The sequence below is a fragment of the Pseudomonas sp. GW823-FHT06E10 genome, assembly GCF_058794995.1.
This window is the reverse complement of sequence record NZ_JBXAHJ010000003.1, coordinates 371,931-387,740: the sequence shown is the minus strand read 5'-3', so window position 1 is coordinate 387,740 and position 15,810 is coordinate 371,931. Positions and strand designations below refer to the sequence as shown.

General features: G+C 62.4%; 15 protein-coding genes. 5 read left to right on the top strand and 10 right to left on the bottom strand.

Features of this window, described 5'->3' with window-relative positions:
* Window positions 1-142 precede the first annotated feature (142 nt).
* Window positions 143-532: a c-type cytochrome gene (locus AC1Q6Y_RS07420; protein WP_489338812.1), complete on the top strand. Its 390-nt coding sequence runs from the start codon at window positions 143-145 to the stop codon at window positions 530-532.
* On the opposite strand, the gene AC1Q6Y_RS07415 is transcribed toward AC1Q6Y_RS07420, so the two are convergent.
* Complete coding sequence (locus AC1Q6Y_RS07415; protein WP_223503333.1) at window positions 533-1,408, bottom strand: LysR substrate-binding domain-containing protein; 876 nt, start codon at window positions 1,406-1,408, stop codon at window positions 533-535.
* Between the two features lie 134 nt (window positions 1,409-1,542).
* Between AC1Q6Y_RS07415 and AC1Q6Y_RS07410 the strand changes: the two genes are divergently transcribed.
* The 4 genes from AC1Q6Y_RS07410 to AC1Q6Y_RS07395 are packed head-to-tail and all read left to right on the top strand — an operon-like array spanning window position 1,543 to window position 5,783.
* Complete coding sequence (locus AC1Q6Y_RS07410; RefSeq protein ID WP_492624294.1) at window positions 1,543-2,595, top strand: agmatine deiminase family protein; 1,053 nt, start codon at window positions 1,543-1,545, stop codon at window positions 2,593-2,595.
* Between the two features lie 4 nt (window positions 2,596-2,599).
* Window positions 2,600-3,508, top strand: a complete 909-nt coding sequence (gene aguB / locus AC1Q6Y_RS07405) for an N-carbamoylputrescine amidase (RefSeq protein WP_492624293.1) — start codon at window positions 2,600-2,602, stop codon at window positions 3,506-3,508.
* Between the two features lies 1 nt (window position 3,509).
* Window positions 3,510-4,610, top strand: a complete 1,101-nt coding sequence (locus tag AC1Q6Y_RS07400; protein WP_492624292.1) for an extracellular solute-binding protein — start codon at window positions 3,510-3,512, stop codon at window positions 4,608-4,610.
* A 48-nt stretch (window positions 4,611-4,658) separates the two neighbouring features.
* Window positions 4,659-5,783, top strand: a complete 1,125-nt coding sequence (locus AC1Q6Y_RS07395) for an agmatine deiminase family protein (RefSeq protein WP_492624291.1) — start codon at window positions 4,659-4,661, stop codon at window positions 5,781-5,783.
* 144 nt (window positions 5,784-5,927) lie between these two features.
* On the opposite strand, the gene AC1Q6Y_RS07390 is transcribed toward AC1Q6Y_RS07395, so the two are convergent.
* The 9 genes from AC1Q6Y_RS07390 to AC1Q6Y_RS07350 all read right to left on the bottom strand — a co-directional run bounded on the left by AC1Q6Y_RS07390 (window position 5,928) and on the right by AC1Q6Y_RS07350 (window position 15,698).
* Entirely contained in the window at window positions 5,928-6,356 is a 429-nt protein-coding gene (locus tag AC1Q6Y_RS07390; RefSeq protein ID WP_154947871.1) for a nuclear transport factor 2 family protein, read from the bottom strand.
* Window positions 6,349-7,092 carry an SGNH/GDSL hydrolase family protein gene (locus tag AC1Q6Y_RS07385; RefSeq protein WP_090456531.1) on the bottom strand — a complete coding sequence of 248 codons (744 nt, stop codon included), beginning with the start codon at window positions 7,090-7,092 and terminating at the stop codon, window positions 6,349-6,351. Before AC1Q6Y_RS07385 ends, AC1Q6Y_RS07390 begins: the two co-directional genes overlap by 8 nt.
* Window positions 7,093-7,098: 6 nt before the next feature.
* Window positions 7,099-7,671 (bottom strand): chorismate mutase, encoded by a 573-nt coding sequence (locus AC1Q6Y_RS07380; RefSeq protein WP_154908717.1) that lies wholly within the window; start codon window positions 7,669-7,671, stop codon window positions 7,099-7,101.
* Window positions 7,672-7,752: 81 nt separating this feature from the next.
* Window positions 7,753-8,043: a DUF7693 family protein gene (locus AC1Q6Y_RS07375; protein ID WP_492624290.1), complete on the bottom strand. Its 291-nt coding sequence runs from the start codon at window positions 8,041-8,043 to the stop codon at window positions 7,753-7,755.
* Between the two features lie 171 nt (window positions 8,044-8,214).
* Complete coding sequence (locus AC1Q6Y_RS07370; protein ID WP_223503343.1) at window positions 8,215-9,768, bottom strand: amino acid permease; 1,554 nt, start codon at window positions 9,766-9,768, stop codon at window positions 8,215-8,217.
* Window positions 9,769-9,930: 162 nt separating this feature from the next.
* A complete protein-coding gene (locus tag AC1Q6Y_RS07365; RefSeq protein ID WP_090456528.1) occupies window positions 9,931-11,091 on the bottom strand; it encodes an iron-containing alcohol dehydrogenase in 1,161 nt (386 codons plus the stop codon).
* Between the two features lie 3 nt (window positions 11,092-11,094).
* On the bottom strand, window positions 11,095-12,486 hold the full coding sequence (locus AC1Q6Y_RS07360; protein ID WP_492624289.1) for an aldehyde dehydrogenase family protein: 1,392 nt from the start codon (window positions 12,484-12,486) through the stop codon (window positions 11,095-11,097).
* A 7-nt stretch (window positions 12,487-12,493) separates the two neighbouring features.
* The gene (locus AC1Q6Y_RS07355) at window positions 12,494-13,867 is read right to left on the bottom strand and encodes a glutamine synthetase family protein (protein WP_489847500.1); all 1,374 of its coding nucleotides are present in this window, start codon (window positions 13,865-13,867) and stop codon (window positions 12,494-12,496) included.
* A 238-nt stretch (window positions 13,868-14,105) separates the two neighbouring features.
* Window positions 14,106-15,698, bottom strand: coding sequence for a winged helix-turn-helix domain-containing tetratricopeptide repeat protein (locus AC1Q6Y_RS07350; protein ID WP_492624288.1), 1,593 nt, complete (start codon window positions 15,696-15,698; stop codon window positions 14,106-14,108).
* Window positions 15,699-15,810 lie beyond the last annotated feature (112 nt).

Below are 15,810 nucleotides of genomic sequence, written 5' to 3'. Positions count from 1 at the left end.
ACATTCAACATCGTAGGTGGCTGGACTACCGCTTTCGCGAGCAAGCCCGCTCCCACAGGGATTGCGTCCATTTGACCACTTGGGATATCCCCGGCCCGCATGTTCCAATATCCATCCGGCAACACCCGACTGGAAACGGAACATGAAGAAACTCGCAGCACTGACCCTCGCCTCGGCGCTCATCGCGGGCCTGTTCAGCACACCCACTCTTGCTGCGGGCGATGTCCAGGCCGGGGAGAAAGTGTACAAGCGCCTCTGCAGTGGCTGCCATCAGATCGGAGAATCGGCTCGTGCCTTCTTTGGCCCGCAACTCAATGGCGTGATCGGTCGCCATTCCGCCGTCACCACGGACTACGTGTATTCCGACGCGATGAAATCCGCCAACCTGGTCTGGGACCGCGAAACCCTGATCGCCTACCTTGAGGCGCCGAAAAAAGTCGTCCCCGGCACCCGCATGATTTTCTGGGGCCTCAGTGACCCGGAAAAGATCGAAGACCTGTTGGCCTACCTGCAAACTTTCCCGGCGCAATGATCACGCCGCGGTCTGCTGCTCGGCCGCCAGGTTGTCGACCAGCCACTGGGTAAAAGCCCGGGCCATCGGGATGTTCTCGCTGTCACGGTGGGTCAGCAGCGCCCAGTTCGGGCCGCGGATGGTTTGCTCCACCATCGGCTGCAACAGCCCGGTGGCCCGTGCCTGCCGACTCAGCAACTGGCTCACCAGCGCAATGCCCAGTCCGGTACAGGCTGCGTCCAGCAGCAAACCCGGATCGGAAAAATTCAGCCCCTGATCCATCTGCCCCACATCTATGCCCGATTCCACCGCCCAGTGGCTCCAGTCCATTTCCCGCTCGCCATGCAAGGTGGTGCGCTGTTCCACGGGCACGGCCAACAGGCTCGGGTGACACGCCGGGTAGAGGCGGTCGGCGTGCAGCACCTTGAAACTGCATTCGGCCTGGGAGCTGATGTCGTCGCGCACCGCCAGGTCGATGGTCTGGCTGGCCATGTCCGGCACTTCATCGGTGCTGAAAATCCACAGATCGACCTGCGGATGCTGTCGGCGGAAATCCCCCAACCGTGGCAACAACCAGTGCCGGGCAAACGCCGGTGTGGTGTTGAGCACCAGTTGATTGGGCTTCTGGTATTGCCCCAAGCGGCGAATGCCCACCGCCAGTTGCTGCAACAACGCCTGGGTGGTGCTGAGCAAGTCGTGACCGGCATCGGTCAGGCTGACGCTGCGCCCGCTGCGATGGAACAACGGTTGCTCCAAGTACGCCTCAAGGCTGCGGATCTGCTGGCTGATCGCCGATTGGGTGAGGTGCAACTCGTCGGCAGCCTTGTGAAAACTGCCCAACCGGGCGGCGGCTTCGAAGCCGCGCAGGGTGCTCAGGGGCGGCCAGTGTTTGAGCATATCGATAAGCTCCTCTAATCAGTTGTCTGGAAAATCCATCGTTTGTTTGCCTGTTTTTCCAGCCGTAGCATGCATGCCAAGACCGCCAAGGCCGTTTTCATTGAACACAATGACTTAACTCAGAGGTGCTTGTCATGCAGCAGAACGTAATTCAAAACAGCGGTTGGACGATGCCGGCCGAGTGGGTCACTCACGCCGCCACCTGGATGGTCTGGCCGCACAACAAGACCCTGTGGGAGTCAGGCTGGCGGGTGACACTGCCACAGGTTCAAGAAGATTTCGCCCGGGTGGCCAACGCCATCGCCCGCTTCGAACCGGTGAAACTGGTGGTCGATCCTTCAGCTGTCGCCAGCGCCAAGGCGTTGTGCGGGCCGAACATCGAGTTGATCGAACTGGCGGTCAACGACAGCTGGTGCCGCGACTCCGGCCCGAGCTTCGTCTGCCACCCGCAGCGAGGCCTGGCCGGTGTGAGCTGGCGCTTCAATGCGTGGGGCGGCAAGTCGGCCCACGATCTGGACGAAAGCCTGGCCCGCCGTGCGCTCAATCATTTGGGGCTGGAGTGTTTTGGTACGGCGCTGAGCAACGAGGGCGGCGCGATTCATGTGGACGGCGAGGGCACACTGATCACTACTGAATCGGTGTTGCTCAACCCCAATCGCAACCCGGGCGTGACCAAGGCCGAGATCGAAGAGATCTTCACCCGCCTGCTGGGTGTGAAGAAAACCATCTGGCTGCCGGGCGATCCCGACTATGTGACCGGCGACATGACCGACGGCCACGTCGATGGCGTGTGCGCCTTTGCCCGTCCCGGCGTGTTGCTGGTGGACGCCACCCACGACAAGCAATCGGTGTACGCCGAAGTGGCCCGGGAGAACCGCCGCGCCCTTGAACTGGCCACCGACGCCCAGGGCCGCCAGTTCGAACTGATCGAACTGTTCGAAGCCACCGATGCGGTGGACACCGAGGCCGAAGTGTTCTGCGCCTCCTACACCAATTTCTATATCGCCAACGGCGCGATCATCATGCCGGCCTACGGCATCGATGCCGACAAGGTCGCTGCCGAAGTGCTGGCGCAGGCGTTCCCCGGTCGTGAAGTGGTGCCGGTGCGGATCAACCATCTGGCCCATGGCGGTGGTGGTGTGCATTGCATCACCCAGCAACAGCCGGCCTGGCCGGTGCGGGGTTGATGCCATGACACTGCTGACCATCGCCACCACCCAGATGCCCTGCACCTGGGACCTGAAACACAACCTCGACCAGGCCGAGCAACTGGTCCGCGAAGCGGCGACCAAGGGCGCGCAGGTCATCCTGTTGCAGGAGCTGTTCGCCACGCCGTATTTCTGCATCGAGCAACACCACAAACACCTGGCACTGGCCGAGGAGTATCGCGAAAGCCACGTGCTCCAGCGCTTCGCCGCATTGGCGAAAGAGTTGGGCGTGGTGCTGCCGCTGAGCTGGTATGAGAAGGCCGGCAACGCCTACTTCAACTCACTGAGCGTGGCCGACGCCGACGGGCGCCTGTTGGGTGTGTACCGCAAGACCCACATCCCCAACGCCATCGGCTATCAGGAGAAAGAATACTTCAGCCCCGGCGACAGCGGTTTCCGGGTCTGGGACACCGCGTTCGGGCGCATCGGCCTGGGCATCTGCTGGGATCAGTGGTTCCCCGAAACCGCTCGCTGCCTGGCGTTGATGGGGGCCGAAGTGCTGCTGTTCCCGACGGCCATCGGCTCCGAACCGGGTTGTGCCACTCTCGATTCCCGGGATCACTGGCAGATGACCATGCGCGGCCACGCCGCCGCCAACCTGCTGCCGGTGGTGGCGGCCAACCGGGTCGGCCGGGAAGCGGCGACCACCGACCCGACTCTGCAAATGAGCTTCTATGGCTCGTCGTTCATCTGCAACCACAAGGGCAAGTTGCTCGCCGAAGCCGACCGTGACAGCACCGGCGTGCTGGTCCACAGCCTGGACCTGGCGGCCATGCGCGAGGACCGCCTGACCTGGGGTATCTACCGCGATCGCCGTCCGGAAATGTACGGCGCCTTGTTGACCCAGGACGGTCGTCAGATCCATTCACGCTGGGCAACCCAAGGGGTGTGACATGAACACGATCAACAAGCTGTGCCTGGCCATGGGGCTGGCGCTGAGCTGTGCGGTGCCTGCGTTGCACGCCGAGGAGAAAACCCTGCGGCTGTACAACTGGGCCGACTATTTCGCCGAGAACACCTTGAGCAAGTTCACCGCCGAAACCGGGATCAAAGTGATCTACGACGTGATGGACGGCAGTGAAACCCTGGAAGCGAAAATGCTCGCTGGCGGCAGCGGCTACGACCTGATCTTCCCCGGTGACACCGTGGCCGAACGCCTGATGCGCGCCGGCAGTTTGCAGCCCTTGGATCAGTCAAAACTTACTGCTCTGAACGACGTCGAGCCGGGGTTGCAGAAATTGCGCTCGCACTATGAGCAGTCGCGCCAGGCCACGGTCCCGTACACCTGGGGCACCATCGGCCTGACCTACAACGCCGGGCAGATCGCCCAGCGTGCGCCGGATGCGCCGGTCGACAGCCTGGACATGCTGTTCAAACCGGAACTGGCGGCGAAATTCGCCGACTGCGGCATCTCGATGATCGACTCGCCGGACGAAGTGCTGGCCGTGGTGCTCAATTACCTGGGCCGCGACCCGCGGAGCGCCAAACCGGCGGACCTGGCGGCGGCCAGTGACTTGCTGATGAAACTGCGGCCGTACATTCGCAAATTCCAGTCGCAACCGGTGACCGACCTGGTCAACGGCAACCTGTGCATGTCCCTCGGCTACAGCGGTGACATGACACAGGCGCAACGCACGTCTGACAGTGCCGGCAAGAAAACCGCCTTCCACTACCGCATCCCCCGCGAAGGCACCACGGTGTGGATGGACACCATGGCCATTCCCGTCGACGCCCGGCATCCGGAGTACGCCTACGCGTTCATCAACTTCGTGATGCGCCCGCAAAACATGGCAGCCATCAGCAACTTCACCGGCTACCCGACCTCCAACGCCAAGGCACGACCGGATGTCGATGCCGCGATGCGCAACAACCCGGACATCTACCTCGATGATGCCACCTACGCGCGGCTGATTCCCGGTAAGGACATTCCCCAGGCCGACATGCGGGCACGCATGCGCACCTGGACCAAGTTCAAGACCGCTACAGTCAAATGATCATCGGCCGGCCCGAGGGCCGGCCAAACCTCGATTTCAGGAAATCACATGCCGACACGTCGAACATTCATCAAGCAGGTATCGGTCGCTGCCGGACTGGGCGCGCTGGCGTCCATAGGATTGGGCTTTGCCTCCCTGCCGGTGCGAGCGGCCGGCAAAGGCAACTGGTACATGCCCGATGAAGGGGACAAACACCAGCGGGCCTTCATCGCCTTCGGGGCACAGGCCGCGATCTGGGAGGACTTCACGCCCCACGTGCAAGACGCCCTTGGCCGGATCGCCCGCAGCATTGCCCAATACGAGCCGGTCACCGTGTTCTGTCGCCAGAGCGAACGGCGCCTGGCCGAAGCCAAATGCGGCAGCCACAACACGACCTTCGTGATCACCGAACTGGATGACATCTGGATGCGCGACATCGGCGCCAATTTTGTCGTCGACGGAAGCGGCGGCCTTGCTGCCGTGGACTTCAACTTCAACGGCTGGGGCAACAAACAGCAGCATGCGGACGATGCGCAACTGGCCGCCCTGGTCGCCGAAAACGCCAAGGCGGATTACCAGCGAAGCGAACTGGTGGGCGAGGGCGGTGGCATCGAAGTGGATGGCCACGGCACAGGGATAATGACCGAAAGCAGCTGGATCAACCGCAATCGCAATCCGGACTGGAGCAAGGCTGAGGTCGAAGAGGAACTGAAAGAACGGCTGGGCCTGCGCAAAATCATCTGGCTGCCGGGCATCAAGGGCAAGGACATCACCGACGCCCACGTCGACTTCTATGCGCGCTTCGTCAAGCCCGGCGTGGTCATCGCCAACCTCGACAACGACCCCGAGTCCTACGACTACAAGGTCACTCGCGCCCATCTGCAGATCCTGGAAAACGCCACGGATGCCGATGGCCGCAAGTTGCAGGTGCATACCGTGTCGCCGCCGCTCAACCCGCGCAACAGCCGGTTCAGCAACGACAACCCGGATTTCGCCGCCGGCTACATCAACTACTTCGTGATCAATGGCGCGATCATCGCTCCGCAATTCGGCGACGAAGAAGCCGATGCCAAAGCCTTCGACCTGCTGTCCGAACTCTACCCGCAGCGCAAGGTGGTGCAACTCGACATCGACGCGATCTCCGCAGGCGGTGGCGGCATTCACTGCGTGACCAGTCACCAGCCGATGGTGTGATGACTTCCGGTTTTACACAAAACCTGTAGGAGCGAGCTTGCTCGCGATGGACTCAAGAGCGCCGCGTTTAGCCAGCAAGCACGCGTTTTCGTTGACGACCATCGCGAGCAGGCTCGCTCCTACAGGGGGGGGGGGATCAGGACATCAGGCCTTGCTGGCCTTCAGGTAAGCCCCCAACCGCCGCCCCATTTCCTCACCCAGCGCCTGCAAGCCACTGAGCGGCCGCACCATCACTTCAAACTCGACAATCTTGCCCTGTTCGTTGAAGCGGATCATGTCGATGCCCTTCAGCTCTTTCTCGCCGACCCTGGCGCTGAATTCGAGAATCACGTTCAAGCCATCCGCCGTCGCCAGCTCACGGTGATAGGCAAAATCCTCGAACACGTCCATGACCGTATTGAGGATCATCGACACCACCGGCGCTCCCGGATACGGCGTGTGCGCCATCGGCGAACGGAACACCGCCTGCGGATCGAGCATTTCGGGCAAACCGCTCAAGTCGCGATTGTCGAGCATCGCGTGCCACTGCTTCAGGGACGCTGCGACATTGGGGTTCAGTTTCAGCTCAGACATCTTCAACTCCTGTTTTTATTGTTGTGGTGCGAAAGCGTTGGTCGATCACCCTGGCGGCATCGTCGGCCCATTGACGATAAAGCATCGGCCCCGGATGAAAACCATCGCTGGCCATCAATCCCGGTTCGGGCGCCAGCGGGGTGGTCAGCATCGTACATTGATCCAGGCGTGCGGCCAGATCCGCAAGATGTGCATTGAACCGCCGCGCCCTGAAACCCAGAAACCAGCGCAGCGGCTGGGGCAGCGCGGGGAACAAATGCATCGGCGGAAGCGGCGACACCACGATCTGCCTCACCGCGTATTTATCGCACAGCAGCGCCATCAAGCGCCGTTGCCGAGCGAGCCACTGATCCAGGGTGAGAGAGCTGGTGACATCGTTGACGCCAATCGACAACAGCGCCACATCGAACGGCTCGGGGGCGTGCTGTTCGAGCAGCTCCAGCAACCCTTGTGAATCCAGCCCCGAGTGCGCCCAGAGTTTCCACGACAACTGGTAATCATCGGCCAGGCGCGCGACCAGCCGACCACTGAGGGCTTCACCTTGAGTCGCCGCACCCACCCCCGCTGCGGCGCTGTCGCCGACAATCAACAAGCGCAGCACGTCACCGCTGCCGGCCTCGCCCTGGCGGTCACCTTCGGCCTCCGGCAACTTGGGCGTCACCCGCCGCGTATACAGGCCCTGCGCCAGCAACAACGGGCCGAGCAGGATTTTGGCGAGGGTTTCAATGTGGCTCATTTGACGTTATCGCCCTGCAATACACAGCTCCCCGGTCGCACGAATCATCGCCTGGCCATGCAAATAATCCTTGATCAGCGCGGAACGTTCGGTGGCCAGCCATTGCGGGCAGTTCGGGTCGTTGCGGTAGGGCAGGAACGCGGCGTACTGCGTGAGCAGCAGGTTCAGCAGGTTGTCGAGCTTGGGCCGGATGTCGTTGCCCAGGTCTGGCCGTGGCGTGTCCGGTGCCTTGTGCGCCGCTTGCCATTGTGCGAGCCGGCCGTATTGCACCAGTTTGCTGGCTTCAATCTGGGCGGCGATCAGGACGGCGACATCGTCGGGGTCAAGCTGGCGTTCAGCCGCCTGCTTCCTGGCGTTGGCGATGACTTGCGCTTCCCGGGTGTTGTCCTGGACCGGTTTGCCGCTGTCCCACTTGGTCAGCGCCACCAGTTCGCTGATGTTCAACCGCTCATTCATCGTCGCCAGCAAGGGCTGCAAGGCATCGGGCGCCGGGGGTGTCGTGCCGGCCTGGGCGCTGCCAGCGAGCAAACCGAGCAGGGTGCAGGCCAGCCAGTGCGGCAGGCGCAGGGAACGGGGCATGGGCAGAACCTCCTTGGACGCGAAAATCACTCCGGCTTGTGTATCACAAGTGCGGCCAGGGAACGACAGGTTGCGAAAGATTCAGGCCAGCAGCCGTTCAATCTGCGCCAGCTCCCAGGTGCTGAGCAAACTCACCGGGTCGGTGCCGAAGCGCTGCCCGTTGTCGAACACATATTCTCGGCCATCGGGGCTTTGGCCGTGCAGGCAGTGGCGCAGGTGACCGGCGTCGACGTCGAGCGTCAGGCGCCAGCCGTCGATGTCGACCTGTACATGGTCAGGCTCGCAGGCGTCGTCGACTCGCTTGAAGGTGCAGATGCCTTGAGCGGCATCGCGCAACGGCTGGTAAACCTCGCGGGCGGTGAGGACGGGCACTGGCGTCTCCGGGGCTGAATCGGGGAGGCACAGGATAGATCATCAGCCTGCAAAAAAGCCCGGAAACGCCAAATAACCTTGCTCGCGATTAGGCCGGACATCCAACATCAATGGCGCCTGACACACCGCCATCGCGAGCAAGCTCGCTCCCACAGGTTAATCAGCACTCGCCTATTTCCTGTCCAACGCCGCCTCCGCCGCGGCAATTTCAGCCTGGCGCTTGACGATCATGTCGCCCACCGGTGGCCCCTGGAAGCGCCGGGCTTCAAAACCGAACCAGACGATGGCCGTCAGGATCAGGAAACCGATGGTGATGTACAGCGCCCAATCGTTCGGTGGCTGGATGCCGATGACGAAAATGATGATCATCGCCAGGATCGAGAGGATGGCGAACACCGAGTACCAGAAACGCCCCATGTTCCACGGCCCCATGGTCGGCCACTTCGACGTACCAAAGGTAAACAGGCCGAGCGCGATGGGAATGGCGAAGGAGAAGAACAGGAAGATCACCGTGCAGGACACCACGATGGTATAGACCGGCGTTGTCCCGATCGAGATCACCGACGATCCCCAGACGAACAACACCGCTAGGGTGGCGCCGGTCCAGATGGCCGCTACCGGGCTGCGATGGGTCGATGAGACCGAGGACAGCGCTTTTGAGCAGGGCAGGCCTCCGTCCCGGGAGAACGCGAAGATCATCCGTGAAACCGAGGTGACGGTGGCCAGCCCGCAGAGCACCTGCGAAATGAAGATCGCCACGAAAAGCACCAGTTTCAGTGTCGGGTCGACCTGGGTGTTCATGGCCCAGAAAAACACGTTCCAGCCTTGCTTGGCCGCCTCGTCCATGTTCGGCAGCATCAGCACGAACGCGCTGAGCATCAGCCAGCCGAACAGCAACGACCAGACCACCGACATGACCATGCCGCGCGGCACCGACATGGCCGCGTTGCGGGTTTCCTCGGAGGTATGCGCAGAGGCGTCATAGCCGGTGATGGTGTAGATCGGCAACAACAGGCCGAGCATGAACACCCAGCCGTTGGAGACCTGCGGCCAGACGCTGCCACCCGCTTCGCCGGAATAATTGCCGAAGGTCCACAGCCGTGCGAATTCATAGCTGGGTGCCGATATCAGGCAGACGATGGTCAGGGCCAGCGCCGTGGCGAAGATCAGGTAACCTGAGAAGTCAGTGAGCTTGGCGGTCAGGCCGATCCCCAAGTGGTTGCACAAGGCCTGCAGGCCGGTGAGGATCGCCAGGAAAATCACCCTGACCGTGGTCGTGTCTTCCATGCCCAGTGCCGGCCCGAAGGCACCGAAAAAGAAGTAATAGGTACCGACGTTGATCGCGCCCAGCACCGTGACCAGCCCCAGCAGGTTGAACCACGCGGTCAGCCATCCGGTGAAGCGGTTACCGAGGATCGAGCCCCAGTGGTACAGGCCGCCAGCGGTGGGGTAGGCCGAGGAAATCTGCGCCATGGCCATGGCGAATACCCCGGAGATCAGGCAACCGATTGGCCAGCCGATCCCGATGGATGCCCCGCCCGCGCCCGAGGTGCCCTGGGCCAGGGAGTTGATGCCACCCGAGAGGATGCAGATGATCGAAAAGGAAATGGCGAAGTTGGAGAAAACCCCCATTCGTCGTGAGAGTTGCTGGGCATAGCCCATGCTGTGCAGCACCTTGACGTCATCGTCGTGCGTTTCGGTGCCCGGCTGGCTTGCTGGGTTCATGATGTGTGCCCCTTTTCAGGTTTTGGACAGGCCGAACTAAGCCGCCGTAGGCTCGACCTTGGTTTTCTGTAGGAGCGAGCTTGCTCGCGATGAACGTCAACGATGACGCGGGGAGCCTGCCCCCCCGCGTCATCCTCAAGTCCATCGCGAGCAGGCTCGCTCCTACAGACGGCCGTGAAGTGCCGCGTCGAAAATCTTTGCCACGCCGTCCCGGGTCAATGGCAGCGGGTTGCCGCCAGCGGAAGGGTCGACAATCGCCATGTCGGCGATCAGGTCGGCCTGCCGGTCATCCACGCCCAGTTCAACCAGGGTATGGGGCACGCCGATGTCCTTGCGCAGCTTGAGGACGAAGGCCAGGAAACTGTCGAACCCCGGGGAGGGCAGGCGCAGGTACGCCGCCAGGCGGGTGATGCGCTCCTCGATGGCCGAGCGATTGAAGTGCAGGACATAGGGCATGAAGGTGGCATTGGTCATGCCGTGATGGGTGTCGTACAACGCACCCACCGGATGGGAGAGCGCATGCATCCCGCCCAGGCCTTTCTGGAATGCCGTGGCGCCCATGGCCGCCGCCGCGAGCATTTGTGCGCGGGCCTCAAGGTCCGACGGCGTGTGTACCGCCTTCACCAGTGAGTTGGCCACCAGGCGCATGCCTTCCACGGCAATGCCATCGGCCAGGGGGTGAAAGCCGGGGGCGCAGTACGCTTCCAGGCAATGGGACAGCGCGTCCATGCCGGTGCCTGCGGTGATTTTGGCGGGCATGCCGACGGTGAGGGCCGGATCGCTGATCACCACGCGGGGCATCATTTTCGGGTGGAAGATGATGCGTTTGGTGTGGGTGCGCTCGTCGATGATCACCGCCGCACGGCCGACTTCGGAACCGGTTCCCGCCGTGGTCGGCACGGCAATGACCGGGGCGATGCGGCTGTCGTCGGCGCGGGTCCAGTAGTCGCCGATGTCTTCGAAGTCCCAGACCGGACGGGTCTGGCCGCTCATGAAGGCAATGAGCTTGCCCATGTCCAGGCCACTGCCGCCACCGAACGCGATCACGCCATCGTGCTGGCCGGCACGCCAGGCATCGAGCCCGCCGGCGAGGTTGGCTTCCACCGGATTGGGCTTGAGGTCACAAAACAGCGCCACGCCAAGACCGGCGGCGCGCAATGCGTCCAGTGCCGCCGTGGTGATCGGTGCGCGCGCCAGGCCGCTGTCGGTCACAAGTAAAGGTCGCTGGATACCCTGGCTGCGACAGACCTCGGCCAGTTCGGCGATGCGCCCGACACCGAAACGAACGCTCGTGGGGTAGTTCCAGTTTCCTGTCAGGTTCATGGTCTACACCTCGTGACGCAGATGAAAGGATTTGGCCCGGGTCAGGTGCTCGTAGCCCAGTGGCGACAGGGTGACGCCGCGACCGCTGTTCTTCACGCCGGTCCAGGCCAGTGCCGGGTCCAGGTAGTCGCAGCGGTTCATGAACACCGTGCCGGTGGCGATCTCGTTGCCCAGGCGTTCGGCCGCTGCGAGATCCCGGGTCCAGATGGAAGCGCTGAGCCCGAACTCACTGTCATTCATCAAGGCGATGGCTTCTTCATCGCTGGCCACCGGCATGATGCCGACCACCGGGCCAAAGCTTTCGTCGCGCATGACCGACATTTGATGGTTCACGTCCACCAGCACTTGCGGTGCCAGGTAGGCGCTGCCCGGCACGTCGGCGGGAAAGGACTTCGGATCGATCAGCGCTTTGGCGCCCTGGGCCAGCGCATCGGCAATCTGGCCGCGAACGAAGAATGCGGCGCCCGGTGTCACCAGCGGACCGAGGGTGGTGGCTTCATCCAGTGGGTTGCCCAGCACGTACTGGCGGGTCAGTTCGGCGAAGCGCTCGACAAACACCGGGTAGATTTTCTGGTCGACGTAGATGCGTTCCACGGCGCAGCAACTCTGCCCGGAATTGAAGAAACTGCCGTCCACCAGATTTTCCACCGCCTGTTCAAGGTAGGCGTCTGCCCGTACATAGGCCGGGTCTTTTCCGCCGAGCTCCAGGCCCATACCGAGAAATTGTCCGCTGGCGACGCTTTCCATGACTTTTCCAGCCTCCACGGAACCGGTGAAGTTCACTTGCTGCACGCGCCCGCAAGCAATGATCGCCCCGGTCGACACATGGTCGAGCAGCAGATTCTGGAACAACCCCTCGGGCAGTTTTGCGCGACGCATGGCCTCGGCGAAACGCTCGCCCACCAGCAGCGTTTGCGAAGCATGCTTGAGGATCACGCTGTTGCCGGCCATCAGCGCCGGGATAATCGTGTTCACCGCCGTCAGATAGGGGTAATTCCACGGAGCGACCACCAGCACCGTGCCCAGCGGCTCGCGCTTGATATAGCGGCGAAATCCCGTGACAGGCTCGGGTTCTACCCGGCCAAGGACCTGCGGTGCGATAGCGATCATGTGCCGGGCGCGTTCGGCGAAACCGCGCAGTTCGCCGGCGCCATAACGCACCGGGCGGCCCATCTGCCAGGCCAGCTCCGGCACGATGTCGGCCTGCATCGACAGCATTGCGTCCACCGCGGCAGTGCAAAACGCCGCGCGTTCGCTCAGTGAGCGGCGTTGCCATGCCGCCTGTGCGCTGGCAGCGGCCGTCAGCGCCTGCTCGATCTGCGCCGCATCGGCCACCTCGCGCTCGGCGTACACCCGGCCATCGACCGGGGAGATCAATTGAACCTTCGCAGTCATGATGTTCTCAATAGCGCTCGAAACCGCGCTGCAATTCCCAGTCGGTGATTCGCCGGTCGTACTCTTTCTGCTCCCACTCGGCGGTGTGCACGTAATGATCGACCACCTCATCGCCGAACGCCTTGCGCAACATGCCGGAGGCCTTGAGTGCGGCGCTCGCCTCGCGCAGTGTCTTGGACACTTCCGGCAAATGCTCATCCAGGTAGGCGTCGCCTTCGAACGGCGGCGCCAGATCGAGCTTCTCGTCGATACCGGCCAGGCCCGCCGCGATCAATGCGGCGAAGGCCAGATAGGGGTTGAGGTCGGCTCCACCGATGCGGCATTCGATGCGGATGGCCTTGCTGCCTTCGGCACACAGGCGAAAGCCGGCGGTGCGATTGTCGCGGCTCCAGACCGCCCGCGTCGGCGCAAAAGTGCCAGCCTGGAAGCGCTTGTAGGAATTGATGTAGGGCGCGAGAAAACAGGTGATGTCGTTGGCGTACTTGAGCTGGCCGGCGACCCAGGAACGCATCAGTTTCGACATGCCGAACTCGGCTTTCGCGTCGAAGAACAGCGGCTTCTTGGCGTTCTTGTCCCACAGCGAATTATGGATGTGACTGCTGGAGCCGGCAGCGTCGTAGCGCCACTTGGCCATGAAGGTGATCGCCTTGCCCTGCAATTGCGCGATCTCTTTGCAGGCGTGCTTGATGATGACGTGGTGGTCGGCCATGGTCAGGGCATCGGCGTAGCGGATGTTGATCTCTTCCTGGCCGGGGCCCCATTCCCCCTTGGAGTTTTCCACGGGAATGCCCGAGGCCTGCAAGTGCTTGCGAATCGCCCGCAGCACCGGCTCTTCGCGGGTGGTCTGGAGGATGTTGTAGTCTTCGATGTAATGGCCGGCGGTTTTCGGTTTTTGATAGTTGCGCTTGTGGATCGCCTCGTAACTCTCATCGAACAGATAGAACTCGAGCTCCGAGGCAAACATGCCGGTGTAACCACGCTCGCGCAGGCGCTCGACCTGTTTTTTCAGAATGGCCCTTGGGCTGTGGGGCAGGTCCTGGCGATGGTGATGATCGAGCACGTCGCACAGCACCAGCGCCGTGCACTCAAGCCAGGGCACGCGCCGCAGGGTGGACATGTCGGGCTTGAGCACGAAATCGCCGTAACCCTTGCTCCAACTGGCCGCGGCGTAACCCGGCACCGGCTCCATGTCGATGTCATCGGCCAGCAGATAGTTGCAGCAGTGGGTTTCTTCGTGGCCGCTGTCGATGAAAAACTCGACCTGGAATCGCTTGCCGACCAGGCGTCCCTGCATGTCGACCATGCAGACCAGTACGGTATCGATTTCGCCGGCAGCCGCGGCGCGCTTGAGTGCATCAAAGCTGAGGAGGGGCTCTGTCATCACGGCAATCCTGCGTGAAAGGTTTGGGCCAGTCTGGAATAGCTGTTGCAGACGCTCTCCAGAAAAACCCAAAACCTGCAGAACCGAGCATCATGAGCAACGAGTTGATCAAAGCTTAGCCTACGTTGTAGGAGCGAGCTTGCTCGCGATGAACTTGAAGACACCGCGTTTAATCAGAAAACCCGCGTCATCGTTGACGACCATCGCGAGCAAGCTCGCTCCTACAGGGTGGTCGTCTTCACTCCGGTAGCCCGGCCAGCCGCAGTCCATCGACGAAACGGGCGAAATCCTCAGGCCGTTGAATGGGCAGCCAATCCTTGAGGGTGCACAGACGCAAAGAAGGATCCAGCTTTTGCAGACGCTGCATCGCCAGATTCGCTTTTTCCATTCGACCGCCGAGCGCATCACTGGCCGCCACCAGCGCCGCCGCGACCAGCAGACTGGGCAGGTTACCCAGGGCCTTTTCCGCCCACTGCGCAGCGGCATCGAAGTGCCCGGCGAAGAAATGCGCGAGCGCCATCCCCACCTGCATCCTGAACATTTCCGGATCCAGCGGACTCAAGCGAACGGCATGGTTCAAATGCTCGATGGCGGCGTCTGTTTCACCGTGCAGTGCCCGCAGGATACCGCCCAGAAACCAGGCGGGGGCGAGGTTGGGATTGAGCAGGCGCGCCCTGTCGAGCAGCGCAATCCCGCCGTCGACTTCGCCGGCGAGATGAGCAAGCGCATGTCCGCCCCGGGTCAACGCGACGGCATCGTCGCGGCCGAGGGTCACCGCCAGACGCGCCAGGCGTATGCCCTCGGCGATTTCTGCGGGTCGATCGCTCATCCAGCCATTGAGCTTGCGCCAGAAGTGGCACCAGGCGGCCATGCCATAGGCCGAAGCAAATTCCGCATCGAGTTCGATGGCCTGGTAGAACATCGGCAGCGCCTGCTCGATGGCTTCCCGGCTGCCGCTGTGCAGTTTTGCCATGGCCCGCAGGTAGTAGTCGTAGGCGTCCAGGCTTTCCGTCGGCTTGCGCTTGGCGCGTTCGATTTCTGCCCGCTCCAGTTGCGGTGCGATGGCACCGACGACGCTTTCGGTGATTTGGTCCTGCAGCTCGAAGAGGTCGTCGAGCAGGCCTTCGAAGCGCTCCGCCCAGATATGCGTCCCGCTTGTCGCGTCGATCAGTTGCCCGGTAATGCGCAGCCGGTTCCCGCACTTGCGCACGCTGCCTTCGAGCACATAGCGCACGCCCAGTTCCTGGCCGACGCCCTGGGCGTCCACGACCTGGCCCTTGTAGGTGAAGCTCGAATTGCGCGCAATGACGAACAGCCAGCGGATACGCGACAGGGCCGCGATGATGTCCTCCACGACGCCATCGGCGAAATACTCCTGCTCCGGATCGCCGCTCAGGTTCTGGAAGGGCAGGACGGTAATCGAGGGTTTGTCCGGCAGGACGAGCGTAGGGGAGGGGATTTGTTTCGGGGCAGCGCTTGCGCGTTCGTCGAGGTCAGGCTGTGGTGGTGTTTGCCCGCTCAAGTCGTCGTTGATCCGACCAACGAAGCGGTAGCCCTTGCGGGGGACGGTGCGCACCAGGCGCTGCTCCTCACCGGTATCACCAATGGCCTTGCGCACCGCATTGATGTGGCTGGTGATCGTCGATTCCGAAACGATCCGGTCGCCCCACACCGCCTTGAGCAACTCGTCCTTGCTGACGACTCGGTCGGGATTGTTGACGAACAGCAGCAACAGATCGAAAACCTGCGGTCCGACGGCCACGATTTGCCCGCGCAGGGTCAGCTCCCGGCGCTCCTGATCGAGTACGTAGTCTTCAAACGTGAATGGCAAATTGAGCATCCCCTGGCGAAGCGCCCTCAACTCCGTGTCCCAGGCGGCTGGCGGTTGGTAACTGAGGCAGATGATACGGCAGCTCGACACCCGCTGCACCGTCTGCGGCAAG

Excerpts from the sequence above, each read along its gene's own strand:
- AC1Q6Y_RS07420 (WP_489338812.1), top strand. The coding sequence starts at position 143 with ATGAAGAAACTCGCAGCACTGACCCTCGCCTCGGCGCTCATCGCGGGC.
- AC1Q6Y_RS07415 (WP_223503333.1), bottom strand. The coding sequence starts at position 1,408 with ATGCTCAAACACTGGCCGCCCCTGAGCACCCTGCGCGGCTTCGAAGCC.
- AC1Q6Y_RS07410 (WP_492624294.1), top strand. The coding sequence starts at position 1,543 with ATGCAGCAGAACGTAATTCAAAACAGCGGTTGGACGATGCCGGCCGAG.
- aguB (WP_492624293.1), top strand. The coding sequence starts at position 2,600 with ATGACACTGCTGACCATCGCCACCACCCAGATGCCCTGCACCTGGGAC.
- AC1Q6Y_RS07400 (WP_492624292.1), top strand. The coding sequence starts at position 3,510 with ATGAACACGATCAACAAGCTGTGCCTGGCCATGGGGCTGGCGCTGAGC.
- AC1Q6Y_RS07395 (WP_492624291.1), top strand. The coding sequence starts at position 4,659 with ATGCCGACACGTCGAACATTCATCAAGCAGGTATCGGTCGCTGCCGGA.
- AC1Q6Y_RS07390 (WP_154947871.1), bottom strand. The coding sequence starts at position 6,356 with ATGTCTGAGCTGAAACTGAACCCCAATGTCGCAGCGTCCCTGAAGCAG.
- AC1Q6Y_RS07385 (WP_090456531.1), bottom strand. The coding sequence starts at position 7,092 with ATGAGCCACATTGAAACCCTCGCCAAAATCCTGCTCGGCCCGTTGTTG.
- AC1Q6Y_RS07380 (WP_154908717.1), bottom strand. The coding sequence starts at position 7,671 with ATGCCCCGTTCCCTGCGCCTGCCGCACTGGCTGGCCTGCACCCTGCTC.
- AC1Q6Y_RS07370 (WP_223503343.1), bottom strand. The coding sequence starts at position 9,768 with ATGAACCCAGCAAGCCAGCCGGGCACCGAAACGCACGACGATGACGTC.
- AC1Q6Y_RS07365 (WP_090456528.1), bottom strand. The coding sequence starts at position 11,091 with ATGAACCTGACAGGAAACTGGAACTACCCCACGAGCGTTCGTTTCGGT.
- AC1Q6Y_RS07360 (WP_492624289.1), bottom strand. The coding sequence starts at position 12,486 with ATGACTGCGAAGGTTCAATTGATCTCCCCGGTCGATGGCCGGGTGTAC.
- AC1Q6Y_RS07355 (WP_489847500.1), bottom strand. The coding sequence starts at position 13,867 with ATGACAGAGCCCCTCCTCAGCTTTGATGCACTCAAGCGCGCCGCGGCT.